Origin of the sequence: Vreelandella andesensis, from assembly GCF_003989795.1 — a bacterium.
In the GTDB taxonomy this organism is placed as follows: Bacteria; Pseudomonadota; Gammaproteobacteria; order Pseudomonadales; family Halomonadaceae; genus Vreelandella; species Vreelandella andesensis.
Genome location: NZ_RZHG01000002.1, coordinates 1 through 21,636, shown reverse-complemented (window position 1 = coordinate 21,636; position 21,636 = coordinate 1). Strand labels below are relative to the sequence as shown.

At 49.6% G+C, this 21,636-nt stretch carries 20 protein-coding genes and 1 rRNA gene; 7 read left to right on the top strand and 14 right to left on the bottom strand.

The annotated features are described in order from the left end of the window. Positions 1-12: 12 nt before the first annotated feature. From thrS to ELY33_RS00705, 6 genes are all read right to left on the bottom strand, one after another. Positions 13-1,935, bottom strand: coding sequence for a threonine--tRNA ligase (gene thrS / locus ELY33_RS00730; RefSeq protein WP_126942470.1), 1,923 nt, complete (start codon positions 1,933-1,935; stop codon positions 13-15). 213 nt (positions 1,936-2,148) lie between these two features. Further along, on the bottom strand, positions 2,149-3,018 hold the full coding sequence (locus ELY33_RS00725) for an OmpA family protein (RefSeq protein WP_126942467.1): 870 nt from the start codon (positions 3,016-3,018) through the stop codon (positions 2,149-2,151). A 290-nt stretch (positions 3,019-3,308) separates the two neighbouring features. Next, the gene (locus tag ELY33_RS00720; RefSeq protein WP_126942464.1) at positions 3,309-3,776 is read right to left on the bottom strand and encodes a DUF2489 domain-containing protein; all 468 of its coding nucleotides are present in this window, start codon (positions 3,774-3,776) and stop codon (positions 3,309-3,311) included. 174 nt (positions 3,777-3,950) lie between these two features. After that, positions 3,951-5,105: a COX15/CtaA family protein gene (locus ELY33_RS00715; protein WP_126942461.1), complete on the bottom strand. Its 1,155-nt coding sequence runs from the start codon at positions 5,103-5,105 to the stop codon at positions 3,951-3,953. A 54-nt stretch (positions 5,106-5,159) separates the two neighbouring features. Further along, complete coding sequence (locus tag ELY33_RS00710; RefSeq protein ID WP_126942458.1) at positions 5,160-5,666, bottom strand: hypothetical protein; 507 nt, start codon at positions 5,664-5,666, stop codon at positions 5,160-5,162. A 10-nt stretch (positions 5,667-5,676) separates the two neighbouring features. Beyond that, positions 5,677-6,372 carry an SURF1 family protein gene (locus tag ELY33_RS00705; RefSeq protein ID WP_126942455.1) on the bottom strand — a complete coding sequence of 232 codons (696 nt, stop codon included), beginning with the start codon at positions 6,370-6,372 and terminating at the stop codon, positions 5,677-5,679. On the opposite strand from ELY33_RS00705, the gene ELY33_RS00700 reads away from it, so the two are divergent. Then, complete coding sequence (locus tag ELY33_RS00700; protein ID WP_126942452.1) at positions 6,371-6,562, top strand: DUF2909 domain-containing protein; 192 nt, start codon at positions 6,371-6,373, stop codon at positions 6,560-6,562. The genes ELY33_RS00705 and ELY33_RS00700 overlap by 2 nt on opposite strands. 4 nt (positions 6,563-6,566) lie before the next feature. On the opposite strand, the gene ELY33_RS00695 is transcribed toward ELY33_RS00700, so the two are convergent. The 5 genes from ELY33_RS00695 to ELY33_RS00675 all read right to left on the bottom strand — a co-directional run bounded on the left by ELY33_RS00695 (position 6,567) and on the right by ELY33_RS00675 (position 11,149). Further along, entirely contained in the window at positions 6,567-7,424 is an 858-nt protein-coding gene (locus ELY33_RS00695; RefSeq protein ID WP_126942449.1) for a cytochrome c oxidase subunit 3, read from the bottom strand. Further along, positions 7,421-8,011 carry a cytochrome c oxidase assembly protein gene (locus tag ELY33_RS00690; protein ID WP_126942446.1) on the bottom strand — a complete coding sequence of 197 codons (591 nt, stop codon included), beginning with the start codon at positions 8,009-8,011 and terminating at the stop codon, positions 7,421-7,423. Before ELY33_RS00690 ends, ELY33_RS00695 begins: the two co-directional genes overlap by 4 nt. Positions 8,012-8,046: 35 nt before the next feature. Next, positions 8,047-9,690 carry a cytochrome c oxidase subunit I gene (gene ctaD, locus ELY33_RS00685; protein WP_208644179.1) on the bottom strand — a complete coding sequence of 548 codons (1,644 nt, stop codon included), beginning with the start codon at positions 9,688-9,690 and terminating at the stop codon, positions 8,047-8,049. Positions 9,691-9,743: 53 nt separating this feature from the next. Beyond that, positions 9,744-10,859 carry a cytochrome c oxidase subunit II gene (coxB, locus tag ELY33_RS00680; protein ID WP_126942443.1) on the bottom strand — a complete coding sequence of 372 codons (1,116 nt, stop codon included), beginning with the start codon at positions 10,857-10,859 and terminating at the stop codon, positions 9,744-9,746. A gap of 116 nt (positions 10,860-10,975) precedes the next feature. Further along, positions 10,976-11,149, bottom strand: a complete 174-nt coding sequence (locus tag ELY33_RS00675; RefSeq protein WP_126942440.1) for a DUF2970 domain-containing protein — start codon at positions 11,147-11,149, stop codon at positions 10,976-10,978. Between the two features lie 132 nt (positions 11,150-11,281). Between ELY33_RS00675 and ELY33_RS00670 the strand changes: the two genes are divergently transcribed. Continuing rightward, positions 11,282-11,641 (top strand): hypothetical protein, encoded by a 360-nt coding sequence (locus ELY33_RS00670; protein WP_126942437.1) that lies wholly within the window; start codon positions 11,282-11,284, stop codon positions 11,639-11,641. Between the two features lie 92 nt (positions 11,642-11,733). Next, a complete protein-coding gene (locus ELY33_RS00665) occupies positions 11,734-11,949 on the top strand; it encodes a hypothetical protein (protein ID WP_126942434.1) in 216 nt (71 codons plus the stop codon). A gap of 42 nt (positions 11,950-11,991) precedes the next feature. On the opposite strand, the gene hrpB is transcribed toward ELY33_RS00665, so the two are convergent. Both hrpB and ELY33_RS00655 read right to left on the bottom strand, forming a co-directional pair. Next, entirely contained in the window at positions 11,992-14,442 is a 2,451-nt protein-coding gene (gene hrpB, locus ELY33_RS00660) for an ATP-dependent helicase HrpB (RefSeq protein WP_126942431.1), read from the bottom strand. A gap of 5 nt (positions 14,443-14,447) precedes the next feature. Next, a complete protein-coding gene (locus ELY33_RS00655; protein WP_126942428.1) occupies positions 14,448-15,107 on the bottom strand; it encodes a TetR family transcriptional regulator C-terminal domain-containing protein in 660 nt (219 codons plus the stop codon). A gap of 215 nt (positions 15,108-15,322) precedes the next feature. On the opposite strand from ELY33_RS00655, the gene xdhA reads away from it, so the two are divergent. From xdhA to guaD, 4 genes are read left to right on the top strand one after another with little or no spacing between them, the layout of a single operon-like run. Beyond that, positions 15,323-16,780 carry a xanthine dehydrogenase small subunit gene (xdhA, locus tag ELY33_RS00650; RefSeq protein WP_126942425.1) on the top strand — a complete coding sequence of 486 codons (1,458 nt, stop codon included), beginning with the start codon at positions 15,323-15,325 and terminating at the stop codon, positions 16,778-16,780. Further along, positions 16,764-19,187, top strand: coding sequence for a xanthine dehydrogenase molybdopterin binding subunit (gene xdhB / locus ELY33_RS00645; RefSeq protein ID WP_126942422.1), 2,424 nt, complete (start codon positions 16,764-16,766; stop codon positions 19,185-19,187). Before xdhA ends, xdhB begins: the two co-directional genes overlap by 17 nt. Beyond that, complete coding sequence (xdhC, locus tag ELY33_RS00640; protein WP_126942419.1) at positions 19,184-20,056, top strand: xanthine dehydrogenase accessory protein XdhC; 873 nt, start codon at positions 19,184-19,186, stop codon at positions 20,054-20,056. The genes xdhB and xdhC overlap by 4 nt, the downstream gene beginning before the upstream one ends. Position 20,057: 1 nt before the next feature. Beyond that, complete coding sequence (gene guaD, locus ELY33_RS00635) at positions 20,058-21,374, top strand: guanine deaminase (RefSeq protein ID WP_126942416.1); 1,317 nt, start codon at positions 20,058-20,060, stop codon at positions 21,372-21,374. 116 nt (positions 21,375-21,490) lie between these two features. On the opposite strand, the gene rrf is transcribed toward guaD, so the two are convergent. Further along, positions 21,491-21,606 (bottom strand): 5S ribosomal RNA (gene rrf, locus ELY33_RS00630). Positions 21,607-21,636: the final 30 nt, after the last annotated feature.

The following is a 21,636-nucleotide window of genomic DNA, read 5'->3' as shown; positions in this document are numbered from 1 at the left end:
TGCTCCGTCTCCTTAGGCAATTGACGATGTCGCCAGGGCTGCTCGCTCTGCACTGCAACGTTCGATGAATTCATCGACTGTCATAGTACCGAGGTTTTCGCCGCTACGAGTTCTTACGGCCACTGAGTCAGCTTCGACTTCCTTATCTCCCACCACAAGGAGATAGGGAACTTTCTGTAACGTGTGCTCACGGATTTTAAAGCCGATTTTCTCGTTCCTCAAGTCCGCTTTAACTCGCAAGCCATTTTTTTGCAGCCGTTGTTCCAACTCAAGCGCATAATTACGCTGTGCATCGGTAATGGTCATCAATACGACTTGCTGGGGCGCTAACCATAGTGGCATTGCCCCTGCATAGTGCTCAATTAGAATTCCCAGGAACCGCTCAAAAGAACCTAAGATAGCACGATGAAGCATTACTGGGGTCTTTCGCGTCCCATCTTCATCAACGTATTGTGCGCCCAAACGCCCTGGCAAGTTAAAATCTAGTTGCAGGGTACCACATTGCCAAACACGATTCAGGCAATCACGCAGAGCAAATTCAATTTTCGGGCCATAAAATGCACCCTCTCCCGGCTGAAGCTCCCAATCAAGCCCCGTCGCATTAAGTGCCGCTTCAAGCCCCTGCTCTGCTCGATCCCACACGTCTGCTTCGCCAAGAAAGTCCTCAGGTCGAGTCGAAAGCTTGAGTTCAACATCTTCAAAGCCCAAAGCTTTATAGACCTGAAGAGTAAGCGCAATAAATGCTTCTGCCTCCGCCTGAATTTGGCCTTCAGTACAAAAAATATGCGCGTCATCTTGAGTAAAGCCACGAACACGCATCAGGCCATGCAAAGAACCCGATGGCTCATTTCGGTGGCAGCTACCGAATTCCGCAAGACGCAAAGGTAGATCACGGTAACTTTTCAACCCCTGATTAAACACCTGAACATGACAGGGGCAATTCATGGGCTTAACAGCATACTCACGTTTTTCTGACTCGGTTGTAAACATGAGCTCACTGTAGTGACCCCAGTGCCCCGATTTCTTCCACAACGAAAGATCTACCACTTGCGGCGTTTTGATCTCTTGGTAGCCATGCGTACGCTGAATTTTCCGCATGTAATCTTCCAATGCTTGGTACATCGTCCAGCCATTGGGGTGCCAAAAAACCATGCCTGGCGCTTCTTCTTGCAAATGGAAAAGGTCCATTTTACGAGCCAACTTTCGATGATCTCGTTTTTCGGCCTCTTCAAGACGTTTCAGGTACGCCTTGAGCTGCTTTTTGTCACCCCATGCAGTACCGTAAATACGCGTCAGCATTGGGTTTGAAGCATCTCCACGCCAATACGCACCTGCCAGCTTTGTCAATTTAAAAGCTTTCAAGTGGCGCGTATTCGGTACGTGCGGCCCCCGGCACATATCTGTGTATTCTTCGTGATGATACAACCGTATCGTTGCATCCTCAGGTATATCGCGAACAATTTCCTGCTTGAACGTTTCGCCACGTTCTACAAATGTACTCATTGCTTTATCGCGATCGACGTACTCACGTACCACATCATAATCACGCTCAATGAGCGATTTCATGCGTTTTTCAATGGCTTCCAAATCGTCAGGCGTTACTGACTTACCGAAATCAATATCGTAATAAAAGCCATCGTCAATCACTGGTCCTATTGCCATTTTAGCATCAGGATATAGCTGCTTAACCGCATGCCCAATCAGGTGAGCACACGAATGGCGAATAATTTCTAGACCTTCTGGATCACGGGCGGTAATTATCGCTATTTCAGCATCTTGCTCAATCAAATCAGCAGCATCGACCAGCTCGCCATCAATCTTGCCAGCCACACAGGCCTTGGCCAAACCAGGGCCAATCGATTCTGCGAGCTGCATGATAGAAAGTGGTGCCTCAAACGTTCTTTGGCTGCCATCAGGCAATGTTACTATGGGCATTCAGATATTCCTTGAGCGCAGTGGTGATCCATACCAAGGATCACATTTCGCTATCAATGGTCGAAATCGTGGAGTGATATTTGGAGGTTGCTTAGCCTACCAGAATTTGGCAAACCGTAAAATAAAACGGGAGGCATAAGCCTCCCGTTCCGTGTTTAAAGGGCATTAATCAAAGCACTAAGGCTTCCCCTTTAATGAAATTCGATGCGTGGCTTAGTTCCACTCATCTAATTCAACACGACGGTTCTGTGCACGGCCTGCATCGGTAGCATTATTAGCAACCGGACGCTCTTCACCGTAGCCAACAGCACGCATACGGTTGGTGCTTACGCCGCGCTGGGAAAGGTAAGCAGCAACAGACTCTGCACGACTCTGCGACAGGGTTTTGTTGTACTGAGCAGAACCACGAGAGTCCGTGTGTCCTTCAATGCTTACGCGCACATCAGGGCTGTTCACTAAGCGCTGAGCAACACCGTCCAGAACACCGCGTGCTTGAGCGGTTAGCTGCGCTGAGTCAAACTCAAAGTTTACATCCTGCAACACAACGCTGGCTGGGCAGCCTAAAGCGTTAACTGCAACACCGGCAGGTGTGTTAGGACACTGATCACGGTAGTCCGGAACGCCATCATTATCAGAATCCAGTGGGCAGCCGTTTGCATCAACAGCTACTCCAGCGGGAGTTCCGGGGCACTGGTCACGGTAATCAGGCACGCCGTCACCATCGGAGTCCAGCGGGCAGCCTTCCGCATCAACTGCAACACCAGCAGGAACTTCACCATAGCCTGGGCACTGCGGTGCTACGGGTTCAGGTGTGCGGTCTGCACACAGTAAACCGCCGATCGCTGCACCAGCAGTTGCGCCGATAGCAGTATTTTCGTCTTCGTCAGAATTTCCACTGGTAGCATAAGCAATACTGCCACCGATGACACTGCCTGCCAGGCCGCATACGAAGGGATGTTGGTACCAATCCCGATCACTGCTTGCGCTGGTTTGGCCAGATGATTGTGATGCTGAGCTGGCACAGCCTGATAAGCCTACTACCAGTGCAGAACCGATTAGCAAGCCAGTCGTTGATTTTTTCATGCAAGACTCCTTCTTGATCCAATGCTGATGTGGTCATGCGACCAAATCTATCCCAATGCTTCTTATTGCGAGAGCATCCATTTTCCGCTGTTCAACATAATGGCCGTGCTGCATCTTCACCATGTAGCTGAACGTTTGCCTATGATTAACGTTTAATCACGAGAAGGCAACAATGCCGTGATATCAACTTCTTGCCAATACCGACATTTCAAGCATAGCAAAACTAACGCAATAAGCGTCAAAAAACATAGAATACCGTGTTTACAGCCCCCTATGCTCGTTAAACAAGGTTAATGTAGACCTGAAGACCCCTTGATCCTCCAATCTATCACCTTTTGCGCTGCTTCTAATACTGCATGACGCATTTCGTTTTCGACAGTAAGACGCTCCTTGTCTTCTTGCATCCGCTCCCTTGGTGTCAACTGCTTACGTGCAGAATGTGTTTTTAGATGACGAGTACGGTTGTACACTTCCGCAAACGCTTGAAAGTCTGGACGCTCAGTTAAACTGGGATCAACAATCTCAAGCAAAACCTTGCACCGCCAAGATCCTTCAGTGATGTCGACTTGCTCTTGTACAAGCGCGCTGACAACAAAGTCAAGGTTTTCTAAACTGTTCTGGTGGGCGCGGCGCTCTTCGTTTAGCCGAAATGCTTCTCGACGCTTAACCTCCTGACGAAGTTTATAGGCATAAGCACCGAGGGCTGCGATTAAAATAATTGCAGCAATGAGTAATAACAATGCTCCTGTGGAACTCATAACACTCCTTTCACGACGGAAAGTAAAAAGCTAGACGATAATTGTACACCCTATTACCCAAGGGAAACCACTTTACCCTTCTACTCACGACTCTCAGTGATGCCACTTCTCATAAACAAACTGTCATTCTTAGGCGCGGCGACACGGATTTTTTCACTAACCGACAGTAAAACTCTAATCGCTATAATGAATAGAAGGCTTCTCGAATAGCTTAATATAATTTTGGGGTTTACGTTGCCCGCTAAGCTGACGCTTCCAGCACCAGAAAGCCCATTCAAAGCTTAATGTTAATGCAACCGCCCCAGCGGTATGCAGCAAAGCCAGCCATAGAGGCAGCCACAACAGCACATTAGCAATGCCAAGCACGACTTGGGCAACGTAAGTAATTACCACCAACGTGAGCGCTCGGCCGACAGCAATATCTCTTCGATAACGCCACCAAAGTACTAACAGTACAACCCCTAGCAGAAGCGCTCCTAAGCGATGCATTATGTGAATCGCAGTGCGTGCGTCAGCGTGTAATTGCCCGTGCAAATAGTTAGGGCCGACGGTTTGTGTCAGGTGAAAGCCTTCACTTATGTCCATTTCTGGCCACCACTGAGTATTGCAGGTCGGGAAACCTTGGCAGGCAATTCCCGCGTAGTTACTGGTCACCCAGCCACCTAATGCAAGCTGTAAAACCAATACCGACACGCCTATTACCCAAAGCACATTCATTTTTTTAAGTGAAGAAACATAGCCTGTAGGAGAGGAACTTAAGTAAGAAGCACTTGTGGGAGAAAAAATAGGGTTAGTGGGGGAAGTGACAGTGTCAATAGGGGAAGACGTAAGGCTCATTAAGTAAACGCGAATTCGCAGATGGACCCAAAAAAACAGCACTAGCACGCTTAATCCACCCAGCAAATGCAGCGTCACCACTTGTGGCCAGAGTTTTAGCGTGACGGTAAACGCTCCAAACGCGCCTTGAAAAAGGATGACAACAAGCAGGGCAACACTAACTTTCCACGGAAACCCCATTTGTTTTCGCAGCTGCCAACCAAGCGCCACAATGCTTAAAACGATAAGCCCTAAAAAACTTGCCACGTAGCGATGAGCCATCTCTACCCACGCTTTAAAGGGTTCAAGAGGTACATCTGGATGTCGCAGCGCGGCATGTTCAGCATCGGGGACTAACAAACGACCATAACAGCCTGGCCAGTCAGGACACCCCAAACCAGCGTCGACTAAGCGCGTCCATGCGCCAACTAGGATCACTAGCACTGTCAGTACAGTACCCACCAACGTTAAACGCTTCAGCCATTGTAAACGCCGCTCAGTGGAATGTGTCACGTTACTTCCTTACGACCTTTGGGTCGGGCGTGCAGAGTAATGATATAGCCTTCGCTACAGTGGATTGACCTTAAACAAATGACGTATATCGTCGAGAATATCAGCGGCAGGAACTGAATTATTAAATGACATAGCGGGCCTGCCGAAAGGGTCCATTAGCCATACGCTATTTTCTTCACGCCATTCAGGCTCTACTAGCCAACGATTGACGGTTTCTCCTGGTAGCGCTTGTGCACTCCCACCTATTCTTAGCCGTTTTAAGCGAGTGGCTTCTCGACCTAACGCCCGATGCAGCCGCCACAATTCATCCATGCGCTCATCGCAAAGATAAGTACAGTCGAATGCTAACGTCCATGCATCGTTTTTTGCAGGTTTAGCGCTTAAAGGCCAATCGTTCAGCGAAGGTATGTTGACATGCACTTGTCCATGAGCGGTGTCATCACTGGGTATGCCTATCTCCCATGTCAACATCGTCCACGCAGTAACAATAGGCGCAGCGAATGCGGCAAAAATAAGCAATAGCTTAATCCGCGGGTAACGAACTGGCTGGCGTTGTTCCATGCTTTCCCCCTTAGTCACCAGTAAGCCTATCTTTATGCAGCCGATAACCACCCAACACCATAACCACCGCTGCGACAAGCGCTAGGCCCCACCACTGAAAAGCATACCCAAGGTGACGGCTAGGTGGCATCACGCTAGCTTCCCACCAAGGCGTAAATACCCCTTCTCCTTGGTCAGCATGTAACCAACCAGTGTAAGTGAAGGCAGGTAACGTTGACTCCCACGGGGTTAGGCTGATCTGCTGCAGTCTTATCCCCTCCTTATTTTCACCATATAGAGGCCCACCGGGGCGCGCTACCTGCCACTCCCCTGAAACTGTCACGCTGCCCACAGGAGTCTCAACGTGAGGCGCTGCTCTACTTGGCCCTGTTTCAATAAACCCCCGCTGAATAAGCCATAACTGGCTAAAGCTGTCGCGGAAAGGCGTTAGCACAGCCACACCCAAACGGCCGTCTACAATGCGGTTATCCAAATAAAGTGTATGGCGAGCGAGGTACACTCCCTGCAAATGCAGCTCAGATCCCTCTTGAGGCGTATCAGTAGGAGACTCGACTAAAGGCGCAGCCTCCCTAGCGGCTATCAAAACACGCTTGTCAGCAGCACGCTCCCACTGCCATAGTCCTAATAGAACACCTAGTGAGATTAATACGCTCCAAAACACACACCAGACGTATAGACGTTGCGACCGAGAGGAGGTTTTCGCCATGTGGTTAAAGTTGCTCATTGGTCTGGTTTTTATTGGGATCGTCGCTAGCTTGGCTGCCGGCGCGGGTTTTTTATTGAGGGATGAAAGCAGCTCACGTCGGCTACTGGCATCCCTTAAGTGGCGAATTGGATTAACATGCCTACTCATGGCCTTGTTAGTGTTTGGTTTCTGGTCGGGACACTTAGGCTAATTGATTAGAAGACATATACAAAAATAAATAACCCAACCCAGACAACATCGACAAAGTGCCAATACCAGCAAGATGCTTCAAAGCCGAAATGCTGATCGTTAGCAAAATGCCCTTTCCATATCCGCGCTAACATGGACGCTAGGATAATCGTGCCGACAATAACGTGAACCCCGTGAAAACCGGTCAGAATAAAAAAGGTTGCTCCAAAAATTCCCGCTTCCAGCGTAATTCCGTAATGATGATAGGCCTCGTAGTACTCGACCCCTTGGATGACAATAAAGCAGCAGCCCAACAGCACTGTACCCGTAAGCCAATGCTTGCATGTCTTACGCTCACCTAATTTCAACGCTTCGTGGGCGACGGTTAATGTGATACTGGAGGTAACAAGTATTAGTGTATTGACCAAAGGTAACTGCCAGGGACTAAACACGCGCTCTGGCCCAAGCACTGCGCTATCGGGTGGGTTAAACAGCGGCCAATGAGCGACAAATTCCGGCCATAGCAATGCGGAAACACCTTTTGCTCCTTCACCGCCCAGCCATGGTATAGCGAACGTCCTAACGTAAAATAAGGCACCAAAAAATGCGGCAAAAAACATCACTTCAGAGAAAATAAACCAGCCCATGCCCCATCGGAACGACCGATCCATCTGAGCATCGTACAAACCGCTCATTGACTCGCGAATAACATCTCTAAACCAAAGCCCCATCACCGTCATCACGCTAATTACACCGATTAGCATTAGCGGGGTACCCGTGTCGTATACAAGCTTGATTCCCGTGCCCACCATCATAGCCCCGAGCGCAAGCGAAGCTAGAATGGGCCACCGGCTGGTTGCTGGAACATAGTAGCCGCCACTCATATTGAATCCCCTATCGTATTGTTATCATTTTTTGAGATGTCTTTTGCTAAGTGATGAACTGGGTACAAGGTATACACTAGCGTAATCGTATTAATGTCCTTTGGGAGGTCTCTCGCCAGCTGGAAAATTAATGGAATCGTTAAGCGCTCGTCTCCTTGAAGTTGCTGCTCTTGAAAACAAAAGCAGCTTACTTTTCTTAAATGGGTCGTTGCACTAGAAGGAGAAACGCTGGGCACAGCGCGGCCCCAACTTTCGGCGCCACTATTGTTGGTAAAAGTAAAGTCAACTTCAGCTGTTTGGCCGGGGTGCACGCGCATTTGGCGGTTTTCGACACTCATTTGCCATGGCAATCCTGCACTACCACGCGTAATGAACTGCACGGTAATATAGCGGGACTGATCTACTTCTTCATGAATAATGGCCTTAGCCGTGGTATCCACTTTGCCATTAAGCCCCGTCACTCGGCAAAACACGTCGTAAAGAGGAACGAGCGCGAAGGCAAAGGCAAACATACCAATTAGCGCTGCTACCGTGCGAATGACCGTTCGTCTGACCCCAACCGACTGCACCGAATTATTGTCTGCCATATTTCCCCCTGGACCACTCGCTGACAAACAGCTTGTTAGTCATGGTGATGGGTACGGTTAAATACTGGCGGCGTCTCAAAAGTGTGAAGCGGCGCCGGACTGGGAACACTCCACTCAAGGTCCTCTGCACCCTCCCAAGCTTTAGCGGGCGCTTTTTTTCCGCCTCTTACACACATCACCACAACCAATACAAAAATCAGCTGCGACGCGCCAAAAAAGAAGGCGCCAATGCTGGAAAGCAAATTGAAATCTGCAAACTGCAACGCATAATCAGGGATACGCCTTGGCATGCCCGCTAATCCTGCGAAGTGCATGGGGAAGAACGTTAGATTAACGCCAATGATAGAGCACCAGAAATGGCATTGCGCTAGCCGCTCGTTAGGGTAGTGACCGGTCCATTTTGGTAGCCAATAGTAAACGCCCGCCATGATGGCAAAAATAGCGCCGGGTACTAACACATAATGGAAATGCGCTACGACAAAGTAAGTGTCGTGATACTGAAAATCCGCAGGCGCAATTGCCAACATTAGCCCTGAAAAACCACCTATGGTGAAAAGGACAACGAAAGCCAAAGCAAACAGCATCGGCGACTCAAAACTAATCGAGCCACGAAACAGTGTGGTCACCCAGTTAAATACTTTCACACCTGTTGGTACAGCGATCAGCATGGTCGAGTACATGAAGAACAGCTCTGCCGTTAGCGGAAGGCCAACAATAAACATATGATGTGCCCACACTAAAAATGACAACAGCGCAATAGCTGCAGTGGCATACACCATAGATGCATATCCAAACAACGGCTTACGCGCGAAAGTTGGAATAATAGCCGAAACAATACCGAAAGCCGGCAAAATCATAATGTAAACTTCAGGGTGCCCGAAGAACCAAAATAAGTGCTGAAAAAGCACCGGGTCACCGCCACCCGCAGCATCGAAAAAACTGGTCCCAAAGTTAATATCCATCAGCATCATGGTAATGACGCCTGCTAGTACAGGCATTACCGCAATCAACAGAAAAGCCGTAATCAACCATGTCCATACAAACAGCGGCATATCCATCATGCGCATACCTGGCGCGCGCATGTTCAAAATGGTCGCAATAATATTGATGGCCCCAAGAATCGAGCTAATACCTGCGATATGTAGGGCTAAAATAAAGAATGTCGTAGAGGGAGGAGCGTAAGTCGTCGATAAAGGTGCATAAAATGTCCAGCCGAAATTAGGTCCGCCGCCCGGCATAAATAGCGTGGAAAGCAGTAGCGTAAACGCCACAGGAAGCAGCCAGAAACTAAAATTATTGAGCCTTGGCAAAGCCATGTCCGGCGCACCAATCTGAAGAGGAATCATCCAGTTGGCTAACCCTGTAAACGCGGGCATTACCGCAGCAAACACCATGATTAACCCATGCATGGTGGTCATCTGGTTAAAGAACTCTGGCTCTACCAGCTGCAAACCGGGCTGAAACAGCTCGGCTCTCACTACCAAGGCAAACATGCCCCCAACAAAAAACATAACGAGAGAAAAAATCAGGTACAAAGAACCAATTTCTTTATGGTTGGTAGTCAGCAGCCATCGCATAATCCCTTTTGGCTGAGCCGCATGGCCGTGCTGAGAATGGCCACCAGCCACTGCAGTAGAACTATGCTGCAGTGAGTGTTGAGGAGGTAGTTTGGGCGCCATGAGCATCTCCGCCTGAAATATTGTTGTTAATACCGTAAATGTTACACCTTAAATTATTGTGCAATACGTTCAGCCACAGCGGCTGGTTGCACCACATCGCCTGTCTCATTTCCCCACGCATTACGGGTATAAGTAACAACAGCAGCTATTTCGACAGGATTTAACGTACTACGAAACGCTGGCATCGCAGCACCAGAAACACCGTTAACGACTCGGTCTATATGCCAATCTAAATTATTAATTAATTGATCGTTGTTAGCTAATGCAGGAAACGCGGGCATAGCTCCCTGGCCATCGCGTTGATGGCACGATGAACAGATGGCTTGATAAACAGATTCCCCCCGGGCCATCAAGTCTTCCATCGCCCACTCTCGATCAATTCCCATAGCCTCTTGCTCTGCTGCTTCTTTACGCTCCGCCAACCATACTTCAAACTCTTCTTCTTCCACGGCATGCACGACCACTGGCATAAACCCATGATTAACACCGCAAAGTTCAGCACATTGGCCACGATAGATACCCGGTTCGTTAATTTTTACCCAATTTTCATTAATAAATCCGGGGATCGTATCCTGCTTAACGGCTAGCTCAGGCACCCACCAAGAGTGAATAACGTCATCCGACGTCATTAAAAAACGCACTTTACGATTGATCGGTAGTACCAAAGGCTCATCTACGTCCAACAAATAGTGCTCGTCTCTCGTTTCCTCTCCACGAATCTGTTCTCTTGGAGTACTCATGTTGGATGTAAACGCAACATCTTCACCAAGATACTCGTAGCGCCAGCGCCACTGCTGGCCGGTGATCATCACATCAAGGTCAGCTTCTGAAGAATCGTACATATTCTTCAATGTCGCGGTCGCGGGCACCGCCATTCCGATCAAAATTAAGATAGGAATAGCGGTCCAGAGAACCTCGACGGAGGTATGCTCATGAAAACTAGCTGCTTTTGCCCCTTTTGAGTGCCTGTATTTTAATAATGAGTAAAACATTACCCCAAATACAATCACCCCGATGACCACGCATACCCAAAAGATCGCCATATGCAGACCAAAAATATCTTGGCTGATATCGGTGACCCCTACCGGCATATTCCAGCCATTAGCATGAGCTTGTGTGATACCGAAGGTACTGGTGATGAAAAGTAGCCTTTGCCACGATCGATGCATAGAAGCCTCCTTATTATTGTTGTTCTCGCCAATCCTTTTGTTAGGTCAGGATTTACTGATTAACGTCAGTATAGAAAACATGCGGCATTCGTCACGAACAACTATCGTGGAGTGTTTCAACGTGACGCGATTACTGCAATCCCTATCAGGATCAAAACAAATATGAGCGTGATCACAACCCCCGTCACAATAAAAGCAGCAGGTTTACCGCTAGAAAAATCCTGTTGCCGATTGAGGTCATTTTGTACACCTAAAAGTGCTGACAGTACTGATTTGACGACTGACCACATTTAGCCTCTCCTCAATAATACAAACTTTGTTGCCCAAATAAGCAAGCTCTTCTGCAGAGCTTAGCTATAGTTGAAGATAGGTGAACCTGTGAAGAACGCCTCACAGATTGCAAATCTCGATAGGAGCACATTATGAAACATTCAAACGAAAAACAGCCCACATCGTCCGATGACGCGAATCAAGATATCGCGGCTTGGTGGCAACACTACTGCTTGTTAAGCACTATGCCCATTGTACGTTGTCAGGTTGCATGGCTTGAGAACGTGACACAAGCCATGCAGTTGGAGGCCGAGCTTTTCCAAGCAATTGCTAAAAGTAGCGAAAAATTAACGTTATGCCTTACCGACAACAATAAAAACTGCAATGCCAAGGAATTCACTGAACAATACCAAGAAATGGTCAAAACGCTTACTGATGCCAATATTGAGCGTTTTACTAAAGTGTCTCAGCTTTCCCATGAGTTTCGACGCAACCTTTGGGAAGAAATTTAAGACGTTAGGATTAAGCTTGCGGCTTGCGGTCGTGCCATTCACACTACGCACGCTTTACTAAAAGCAGCATTGGACTAGTGATGGAGACTATTATGCCCAAGTGTCGTGAATTTTTTACGCTGTTCCCGTTAGTGGCTATAGCCTTGCTATTATTGACTGGTTGCACAACTTATACTTGGCCAGATGGATCTCAAGAAACAGTGCTTGGGGTCCCACCAGAAGAAGAAAACCGTCGTTATGAGGAACAACGTGCTGACGGTGTACGCTATCGTGTGCCAGGCAAAATACCTGAAGAGCAGACGGAATGAATCCCACGGATATCGTTACTTTCTAAACGATGTCATTAGACCTTATCGACGCTTAGTGAATGCTGTTGCTTGAGCAGTTAGAGGATTTTCTGGCCAGGGGTGCTTCGGGTAGCGTCCACGCATCTCTTTACGCACCTCTGGATAACCATTCAACCAAAAACTGCGCAAATCTTGGGTCACCTGAAGCGGTCTTTTTGCCGGTGAAAGCAGGTGAATGACAACCGGCATATGGCCGTCTGCGACGACGGGGGTATCCTGCCAGCCAAACGCTTCCTGCAACTTTAAGGCAAGCACTGGCGGTCTCTCTGTTAAACAAGGCGCATAATCAATTGATGCTTGATTACCGCTAGGAACCGTTATTGTTGTTGGCGCCAAGCGCTCAAAGCGGGTCTTCTCATTCCAGTCTAGCGTTGCTATTAAGTAGTCATGAAACGGCATCTTTTCTAGTTGGCTAAATCGTGTCATACCCGCCATGTAGGGTGCCAGCCATATATCAGAATTTTCTAACAGTGCACGCTCTGACCAATCCGGCCACACCTCAGGATGAACACTCGCTAACAGCGCCATTCGCCCCTGTAACTGCTTAACCTTTTCATCAAAAAGAATTGAAGGACGCTGCTTTAACGCCGTGAGCAACGCCTGTTGGATAGCCTCCTCAGTTAGCTCCGCCAAAGGTCGCCTTGCTAATACAAGCTCACCATGACGCTGAACAACTTCTCCGAGAAGCTTACCTTGAGTATCAGACCATGTAATACGCTCTTCCCATTGCTGAGTAGCCGGATATAAATTAATGAGCGCTGTCAACGAGATTGGCTCTGCTTGATATATAGTCGCCTCGCTGGTGGCACTTTCGACGCTTACCGCAACAAGATAAGAAGTATTTGCTAACGGATGACTACTAGATAGCGTGGCTGTTTTACCATTAGCGAGTTTGAAACGACCTGAACTGATAAATTGACCAATACGATCAGGGTAAGCCATAGCTAGCAAACAACTAAGCGGGTCAAGCGATATCTTACGGGTCACTTGAAGGCCGGCCATGCCCATAAGTCGCTTCGTTTCTCGCTGCCATTGAGGAAATCGCGAGGGTTGACTAAAGCGCTCAGCCAACGCATCTCTCAGCGAGCCAACAACACGTTCCCTACCGTCTAGTAAAGCGGCTAAAGCACAAGCAAGCGGTGCCGCGTCGAGTGACGCCGCTTTCGACAGCATTACCGCTAAACGTGGCTCAAGAGGCCAACGGGCACTTTGCTTGCCTAATGGCGTTAACAGGCCGGTAGCGTCAAGTATGCCAAGCTGACGAAGCAACGCTTGGCTACTTTGCCATGCGCCGTTAGGCGGCGGCGTCATCCAGGCTAACTCATTTGGCGAACGCGCTCCCCACATGGCAATCTCAAGCGCCAATCTTGATAGATCAGCCTGCGCTATCTCAGGTTCTCCGTAAGCAACTAGTGGCTGCTCCTTAGACCACAAACGATAACATATACCGGCCTGCTGCCTTCCTGCACGACCGCGACGCTGATCAGCGCTGGCACGATTGACACGCCGGGTCGTTAACCGAGTAAGACCCGTTCGTGGCTGAAATAGCGGTACACGTTCCAAGCCAGCATCAATAACCACATTAACACCATCCACTGTCACGCTAGATTCCGCGATGGCGGTCGAAACAATCACCCGCTGGCGAGTTTCATGAGGCTTCAATGCCGCTTGCTGCGCCTCGATGGGCATACTGCCATGTAAAGCACGCACCTCAATATCAGGGTGGCTATTTTCGAGCATTTGCACCAGGCGAGTTATTTCTGCCACGCCGGGTAAAATCACTAATACATCAAGGCTACTATCATTCGCTAAGGCCTCGGCTACCACTTGGTAAGCGGCGACATCTAACGATTCATCGCTGCCAATAGGTCGATAATGCGTTTCAATGGGGAATTCACGGCCCGTGCTTTCAATCACCGGTGTCTCAGTGCCCAACACGATTATTAATGCGGCAACATCTAACGTTGCTGACATCACCATCAACCGTAAGTCATCGCGAATGCTTTGTTGAATATCCAGCGATAGCGCCAGCCCTAAGTCGGCTTCTATACTGCGCTCATGAAACTCATCGAAGATAATCCCAGCAACCCCTTCTAGCAACGGATCATCTTGCAACATACGCGTCAGGACACCCTGAGTAACGACTTCCAAGCGTGTATGTGGGCCTACCTTGCTATCCCCTCGTATACGATAGCCAACCGTCTTACCAACAGGTTCTCCAAGTTGGGCGGCCATAAAGCTTGCCGCCAACCGCGCAGCCACACGTCTCGGCTCCAGCAACAACAGCCGCTGCCCCTTCGCCCACTGGCTGTTAAGCAATGCCAACGGAACGCGGGTTGTCTTACCCGCCCCTGGCTGGGCAACTAAGATAAGGCGGTTATTATCAACGAGAGCGGCCTGGATTGGTTTGAGATGCTGCTCAATGGGAAGCGTAGACATCACTTGTAGAGACATAGCAGTTAAACTGACGAAACGCTGGAAAAATGCGTTGCTGAAATACCACATCCTTTCAAAATGACATGTTCCAGAAAACGGCAAATGGATTCGAAATCTGTCTCGCTGAGCACTTCAGTACCTAAAATCCCTGTCACCTGCGCACTATATTCCGTGTAGTGCTGAGTAGCCGACCAAATCAGGAATATAAGCCAGCGTGGATCGACATCATCCATTTTCCCTTGCCGAGACCACTGGCGAATAATGGCTGCACGAGAAGCTACCCACTCTTTCAATTCACCAGAGAGGTAATTATTCAAGAACGGCGCACCGGCCAAAATTTCAGCGGCAAACAGCTTTGAACCTTCGGGATAACGCTGCCCCAGCATCATTTTAGTTCGTATAAAATCACTCAAAACTCTCGCTGGGTCGCTTTCTGGCGTGATGTCCTCAAGCACCGCGTTCCAGCGACTCATCATTCGGTTTAGCAGACGAACATAAAGCAACTGCTTACTGCCCATGTAATAGAGAATATTTGCCTTGGGAAGCCCTGCTTGATCAGCGATTGCCTGAAGGCTGGCACCACGATAACCATGTTGAGAAAACACCTGCTCCGCAGCGCTCAGTATGGCCTGTTCAATACGATCCCTGCTGGCACTTTCATGGTTAGCGATATCAGCCGTCATTGATTAAGCTCCTTTGTTAAGCACCTTTATTAAGCAACCTTTGTTAAGCACCAAAGGTCGCCCATGGGTATTGTTATATTAATTAGCTTTATTGTCGCCTGCTTTAAAAAAGTGCGAGCGGTCACACCATCAACAAACTCTTGCAAGGTACGCTTTTTTGTCCCAAGCTCAACATTATTGACCGATCGGTCAGAACAATCATAACGGAGTTCGGCATGGCTACGATTGAGTTTCTGCTCAATGGCACCCCCATTCAGTGTAATGTACCCCCCGACACCAGCATTCTAACGCTGTTGCGTGATCATTTGGGCATCACTGGTACGAAAGAGGGCTGCGCATCGGGCGATTGCGGTGCTTGCACAGTGGCGATCAACAATCAAAGCGACTCGCAAAGCCGTTTTTTAAGCGTCAACGCGTGTATTACCCCTGCCCACCAACTACACGGACAGCACGTAATTACCGTCGAAGGGTTAGCAACCGACGGCAACTTACACCCAGCTCAGCGAGCAATGATTGAGTGTCACGGCAGTCAGTGCGGGTTTTGTACGCCAGGGATTGTTATGTCGCTGTTTACACTACACGCTAACCAGCAACATCCCCCCTCTCCTCTTACACCAGAAATGCTTGAAGCCACGTTAGGCGGAAATTTATGTCGTTGCACAGGATATCGCCCTATTCGAGACGCCGCCTTAAGCATGCAAGACTATGCTTGGGAAGCACCACCGTGGTTTGATGCCTCCCAGCCTGCCCGTGAACCGATTCAAGGGTCTAAGCCAACCGCCAACGACGGCGCGTTCTTTGTCCAGCCAACTACCTTGGCTGAATTAACCGACGCAAGACGTCGTTACCCTGATGCACGTCTTGTCGCTGGCGCAACAGATTTATGGCTGGAAAACACTCAACGCCTTACCGCATTAAACCAGCTTATTGACGTCACTCGCGTGGCAGAATTGGGCCAAATTGAACAGGCCACGTTCCAGACACAACCTGGATGGTGGGTAGGTGCTGGGGTAACGTATACGCAGCTCAAGCCTTTGTTAGACATGCACTTCCCTACATTTTCACACCTACTTCACCGACTCGGCTCCCAGCAAGTTCGCAACCGAGGAACGCTTGGAGGAAACATCGCTAACGCCTCGCCAATCGGTGATACGCCCCCGGTACTGCTGGCGCTCAATGCTTGGGTAGAACTTACCCGCCATGACGATACTCGCCAGCTTTTGCTGAGTGATTTTTTTATCGATTATAAAAAAACAGCATTGGCCGCTGATGAGGTTATCAGCCGAATTTTCATTCCCCAATTGGCAGATCTAGCCACGCTGAGGGTTTGGAAGCTTTCTAAACGGCGTGAAGACGACATAACGGCGGTGCTAGGTGCGTTTTGCTACCGTATTAATAATGGAATTCTGCAGGATGTTCGCATAGCGTTTGGCGGCATGGCTGCAACCCCCAAACGAGCTAGCCGAACAGAGACAGCGTTAGAAGGACAACCCGTATCCAAAGCTAGCTTTCAAGCAGCGCAACGAGCCCTTGCCGAAGAATTCCAACCAATGAGCGATGTACGGGGTAGCCAATATTACCGACAGCAAGCCGCACTCAACCTGTTAGAACGCCTTTACCTATCGCTTTCGTCGCCCAACCAGGAGGTGATGCTCCATGCGTACGCTCACTAAAATTGATGGCGACAGCAGCCGAGCCCGTCGTGAATTACATGATCACATTCAGGGATCCGGCCCACTTTCACGCCACACCGTCGACAGTCATGGTCAGCGCCAAGCAGGAGCTCCCAGCTTTCATGAAAGCGCCGAAAAACATGTTACTGGCAAGGCAGCCTACATTGATGACCTTAAAGCCCCGTCCGATGCACTGCACGTAGCGCTAGGGCTATCTCCTGTCGCACACGGCACCTTGACCGCGATGGATCTGGAAGCAGTCAGACAAGCGTCTGGCGTTGTCGATGTCATCACCTTTCACGACGTGCCCGGACATACGGATATTGGCCCAGTATTCCCGGGCGACCCTATTTTTGTTGATCAAGAAATTAGCTACGCAGGACAGTGTCTCTTTGCTGTTGCAGCCACCTCGCTTCAGGCTGCTCGCCGAGCGGTGACGCTAGCCAAACTAAGTTTTGATGAGCAACCCGCGAGTCTAGACCCTGTCATTGCTGCCGAGCGTAATGAAGTGGTCCGTCCCACTCACGTGCAGCAGCGGGGAGATTGGCATGCGGCACTGAGCCAAGCCGAGCAAACGATTGAAGGCGAGCTTTTCGTCGGAGGGCAGGAACATTTCTATTTGGAGGGCCAGGCATGTTTGGTTTTACCCACCGAAGACGAAGGGGTCATTGTTCATACTTCTAACCAACACCCCAGCGAAACCCAGAAACTCGTTGCCGAAGTGTTGGATATTCCCTTTCATGCCGTCATTGTTGAAGTGCGCCGGATGGGCGGCGGGTTTGGAGGCAAAGAGACTCAAGCGTCTCCCTGGGCATGCGTGGCAGCCATTATTGCTCGTAGAACAGGTAAAGCTACGCGTTTACGCCTACCGCGAAGTGACGATATGCGCGCTACCGGCAAGCGTCACCCTTTTCATAATCGTTATCAGCTGGCAGTTGATACTCAAGGCGTCATCCAGGGGGGTGATATTACCGTTATTGGTGACTGTGGCTACTCTCCTGACCTTTCGGATGCCATTGTAGACCGTGCAATGTTTCATGCCGACAACGCTTACTCTTTAGGCAGTGCGCGTGTTACCGGACATCGCGCTAAAACCCATACCGCCTCCAACACGGCGTTTCGGGGCTTCGGTGGCCCTCAGGGCATGATGATTATTGAAGCCGCGATGGACGATATCGCACGCAAAATAGGCGAAGACCCTCTCACTATCCGAAAACGGAACTTCTATCGTAAAGGACGTGACGTTACCCACTACGGTCAGCAAGTGGATCAAAAACAGTTGCTGCATACGCTGGTGGAGACACTAGAAAAGAGCAGCGGCTACTGGGCACGCCGCGAAGCTATTAAATCATTTAATACCAACAGCCCAATTATTAAAAAAGGACTTGCACTGACGCCGGTGAAATTTGGCATCTCGTTTACCGCCCAGCACCTCAACCAAGCTGGTGCTCTGCTGCATGTGTACACTGATGGCAGCATCTTGATTAATCATGGCGGCACCGAAATGGGGCAAGGGCTACATACTAAGATCTGCCAAGTGGTCGCTCGTGAGCTTGGTTTGGATTTAGATAGCGTTCGGATTAGTGCAACTCGAACGGATAAAGTACCTAATACGTCTCCCACGGCAGCTTCAAGCGGTGCCGACCTCAACGGCATGGCCGCGCGAGATGCCGCCAGCAAACTGCGCGAACGCCTTTTCGACTTTGCCGCGATGCATTTTGAAGGCGGCTTAGACCGTGAAGGTATGCGTTTAGAAAATGGCATGCTAATCGCAGGTATCGCTGAGAGTGAGCGCCGTATTCCTTGGGGCGAACTTGTCCAAACAGCCTATCTGAACCGTATCTCGCTATCAGAAAATGGCTTTTATGCCACACCACTGATCCATTACAACCGTGCAACAGGCCAAGGCCGTCCATTTTATTACTATGCGTTTGGCGCGGCCGTTGCCGAAGTCAGTGTGGATACATTAAGCGGCGAATACCTAGTCGACCGCGTTGACGTGCTACATGACGTAGGCAATTCGCTCAACCCCGCCATCGATATTGGCCAGGTTGAAGGCGGCTTTATTCAAGGCATGGGCTGGCTGACTAGTGAAGAGCTGAAATGGAATACTAAAGGAGCCCTTGTTAGCGACAGCCCTGCAACCTACAAGATACCTACGTTTGGGGATCTTCCGCCTATTTTTAACGTTGAGCTACTGGAAGGCCACCCTAACTCAATGGCAAGCCTTTATCGCTCCAAAGCGGTTGGTGAACCCCCTTTTATGCTCGGCATTTGTGTGTGGTCAGCGCTACGGGATGCTTTATCAAGTTTGACTGATTATCGCGTGTCTCCGCACCTGGATACACCAGCGACCCCCGAGCGAGTAATGCTGGCTGCAAATGCAATCAGAGATAAGTCGCTATGACAAAGCCTTCGTCAGAAACTTGGCACGCGGCGCTTCATCAATGCCAGCGTAGCGGTGTTCCCCACGTATTAGCCACCCAAGTAACTAGCGCGGGTTCAACCCCGCGTGAACCTGGCGCGCGTATGGTGATCACCCAAGGCACTGTTTATGACACGCTAGGCGGGGGCACTTTCGAGTGGCAAACCATCCACGCTGCCCGAGAGTTTTTGCAGCAAGGTCGCGACGGCTTTCACTTAGAAGCATTTACGCTTGGTGGACGCAGCGGCCAGTGCTGCGGCGGTTTTGTAAATGTGCTGCTGGAGGTGTTCCTTGGTGCTGAAGTCAATATCGCCATATTTGGTGCAGGGCATGTAGGACGAGAGATCGTTAATCTTAGCGCACCGCTTCCCTGGCAAATACACTGGTTCGATAGCCGAGCGAGTGTATTTAGCGAACAGGATCAGCAGCAACCTCGACTTAACTGCTACACACTTAACAGTGCACAGGAAGGAACCTTAGCACTACCCTCTGCATGTCATGCGCTCGTATTAACCCATAATCATGATGAAGATTACGCGCTTATCACCGCCTTATTGCAACGCTATGATGTCGCCTCGATAGGGCTAATCGGCTCGGAGAGTAAATGGGCAAGCTTCAAGGGACGACTCCAACGTGAGGGCTATCCAGCTAAAGAAATAGAGCGTGTACGCAGCCCCATTGGCTGTGTTCATAACGCTAAACTTAGCAACAAAACACCCTATGCCATTGCTTTGACCGTGGTAACTGAACTGCTATTGCTAACGGACAAACCAACCTCACTAGAAACGCGCGGCCTAGAGCCTAACGCTTTACGTGCTCTAATTGACGATACGAAAACAACCCAGAGCTGATATGAATTCTTCAATTGATACCTTTATCCGCGCTGAAATTGTTAGCTTTACACGCGATCCAGGTGATGCTGACCTACCCCAGCCAGGTAGTCTGGCGCACTATAGCGACGGGTTACTTTGGCTTAAAGGCAGTCGTATTCATACTGTAGGCCACTATAGCGATCTCTCTCACCAACTGCCTAGTGACTCTCATGTCATTGATTATCGTGGCAAGTTGATTATGCCCGGTTTTATCGACACCCACGTTCACTATGTTCAGCTAGACATCATGGCTTCTTACGGCCGTCAGCTACTTGATTGGCTGAATGATTATACGTTTCCTGAAGAGTGCCGTTTTGCCAATCATGCGCATGCAGAAGCGCTATCAAACGCTTTTCTAGATGAAATGCTTCGTTCTGGAACGACAACAGCCCAAGTGTTTGGATCCAGCCATCCTGGCTCCGTGGATGCATTTTTCACCGCTTGCCAAAAACGTCAGCTACGCATGCTGGTTGGAAAGGTATTGATGGATCGTAACGCGCCTGATGCTCTGATGGATGGTATATCGGGGATTGCAGACAGCGAGCGACTTATTGAAGACTGGCACGGCAATGACAGACTGGGCTACAGCGTCACACCCCGCTTTGCCCCGACGTCTACCAAAATACAGATGGATGCCGCTGGCGCACTGCTCCGCAATGACTCAACTCTCTGGTTGCAAACCCATCTGGCTGAAAATAGCGGAGAATTAGACTGGGTAGCCGAATTATTTCCCGGTAGCCAAGACTACTTAGCCGTTTATGAAGAGGCAGGCTTAGTCGGTCCTCGCAGCACCTTCGCTCACGGCATTTATCTGGACAACGGTATGCGCAGGCGATTAGCGGATCGAGGTGCCAATATTGCCTTCTGTCCTAGTTCCAACCTTTTCCTAGGTAGCGGATTATTCGACCGGGAAGCAGCTAAACAGACCGGAATGGCCTTCACTTATGCTAGCGATATTGGCGCAGGCACCGATTTATCTGGGTTTGGAACGCTTAAAGCCGCCTATCAAGTGGGTCAACTCGGCGGGCAACCGCTTACCGCATGGCAAGGTTTTTATGGTTTAACCCACGGCAATGCAAAAGCGCTTTCCCTAGATAGCCATATTGGGCAGCTTGCCCCTACCTACGAGGCAGATTTTGTAGTAATAGACCCCAATTCGACAGCGTTGCTGACACGCCGCGCCAAACACTGCACAACACTCGGTGAGCGGTTATTTGCACTCATGATGCTTGCTGATGATCGTGCCATTTATGAAACCTGGGCTGGTGGTATTTGCCAACACCGGAGGGATCTATGAGGTGTGAGTTGGAACAGGCTTCTCCCTTGTGGCTTACCATTCACTTTCCATTCACTTTTTCTTTCAGCCAAAAAAAACCCCCAAGGCGTAAGCCCTGGGGGTTTTTTCGAATAGGTGCCTGACGATGACCTACTCTCGCATGGGGAGACCCCACACTACCATCGGCGCGAAGCGGTTTCACTGCTGAGTTCGGCATGGGATCAGGTGGTTCACGCTTGCTATGGTCGTCAGGCGTAACAGGTACTGTATATCATGCTGGGTA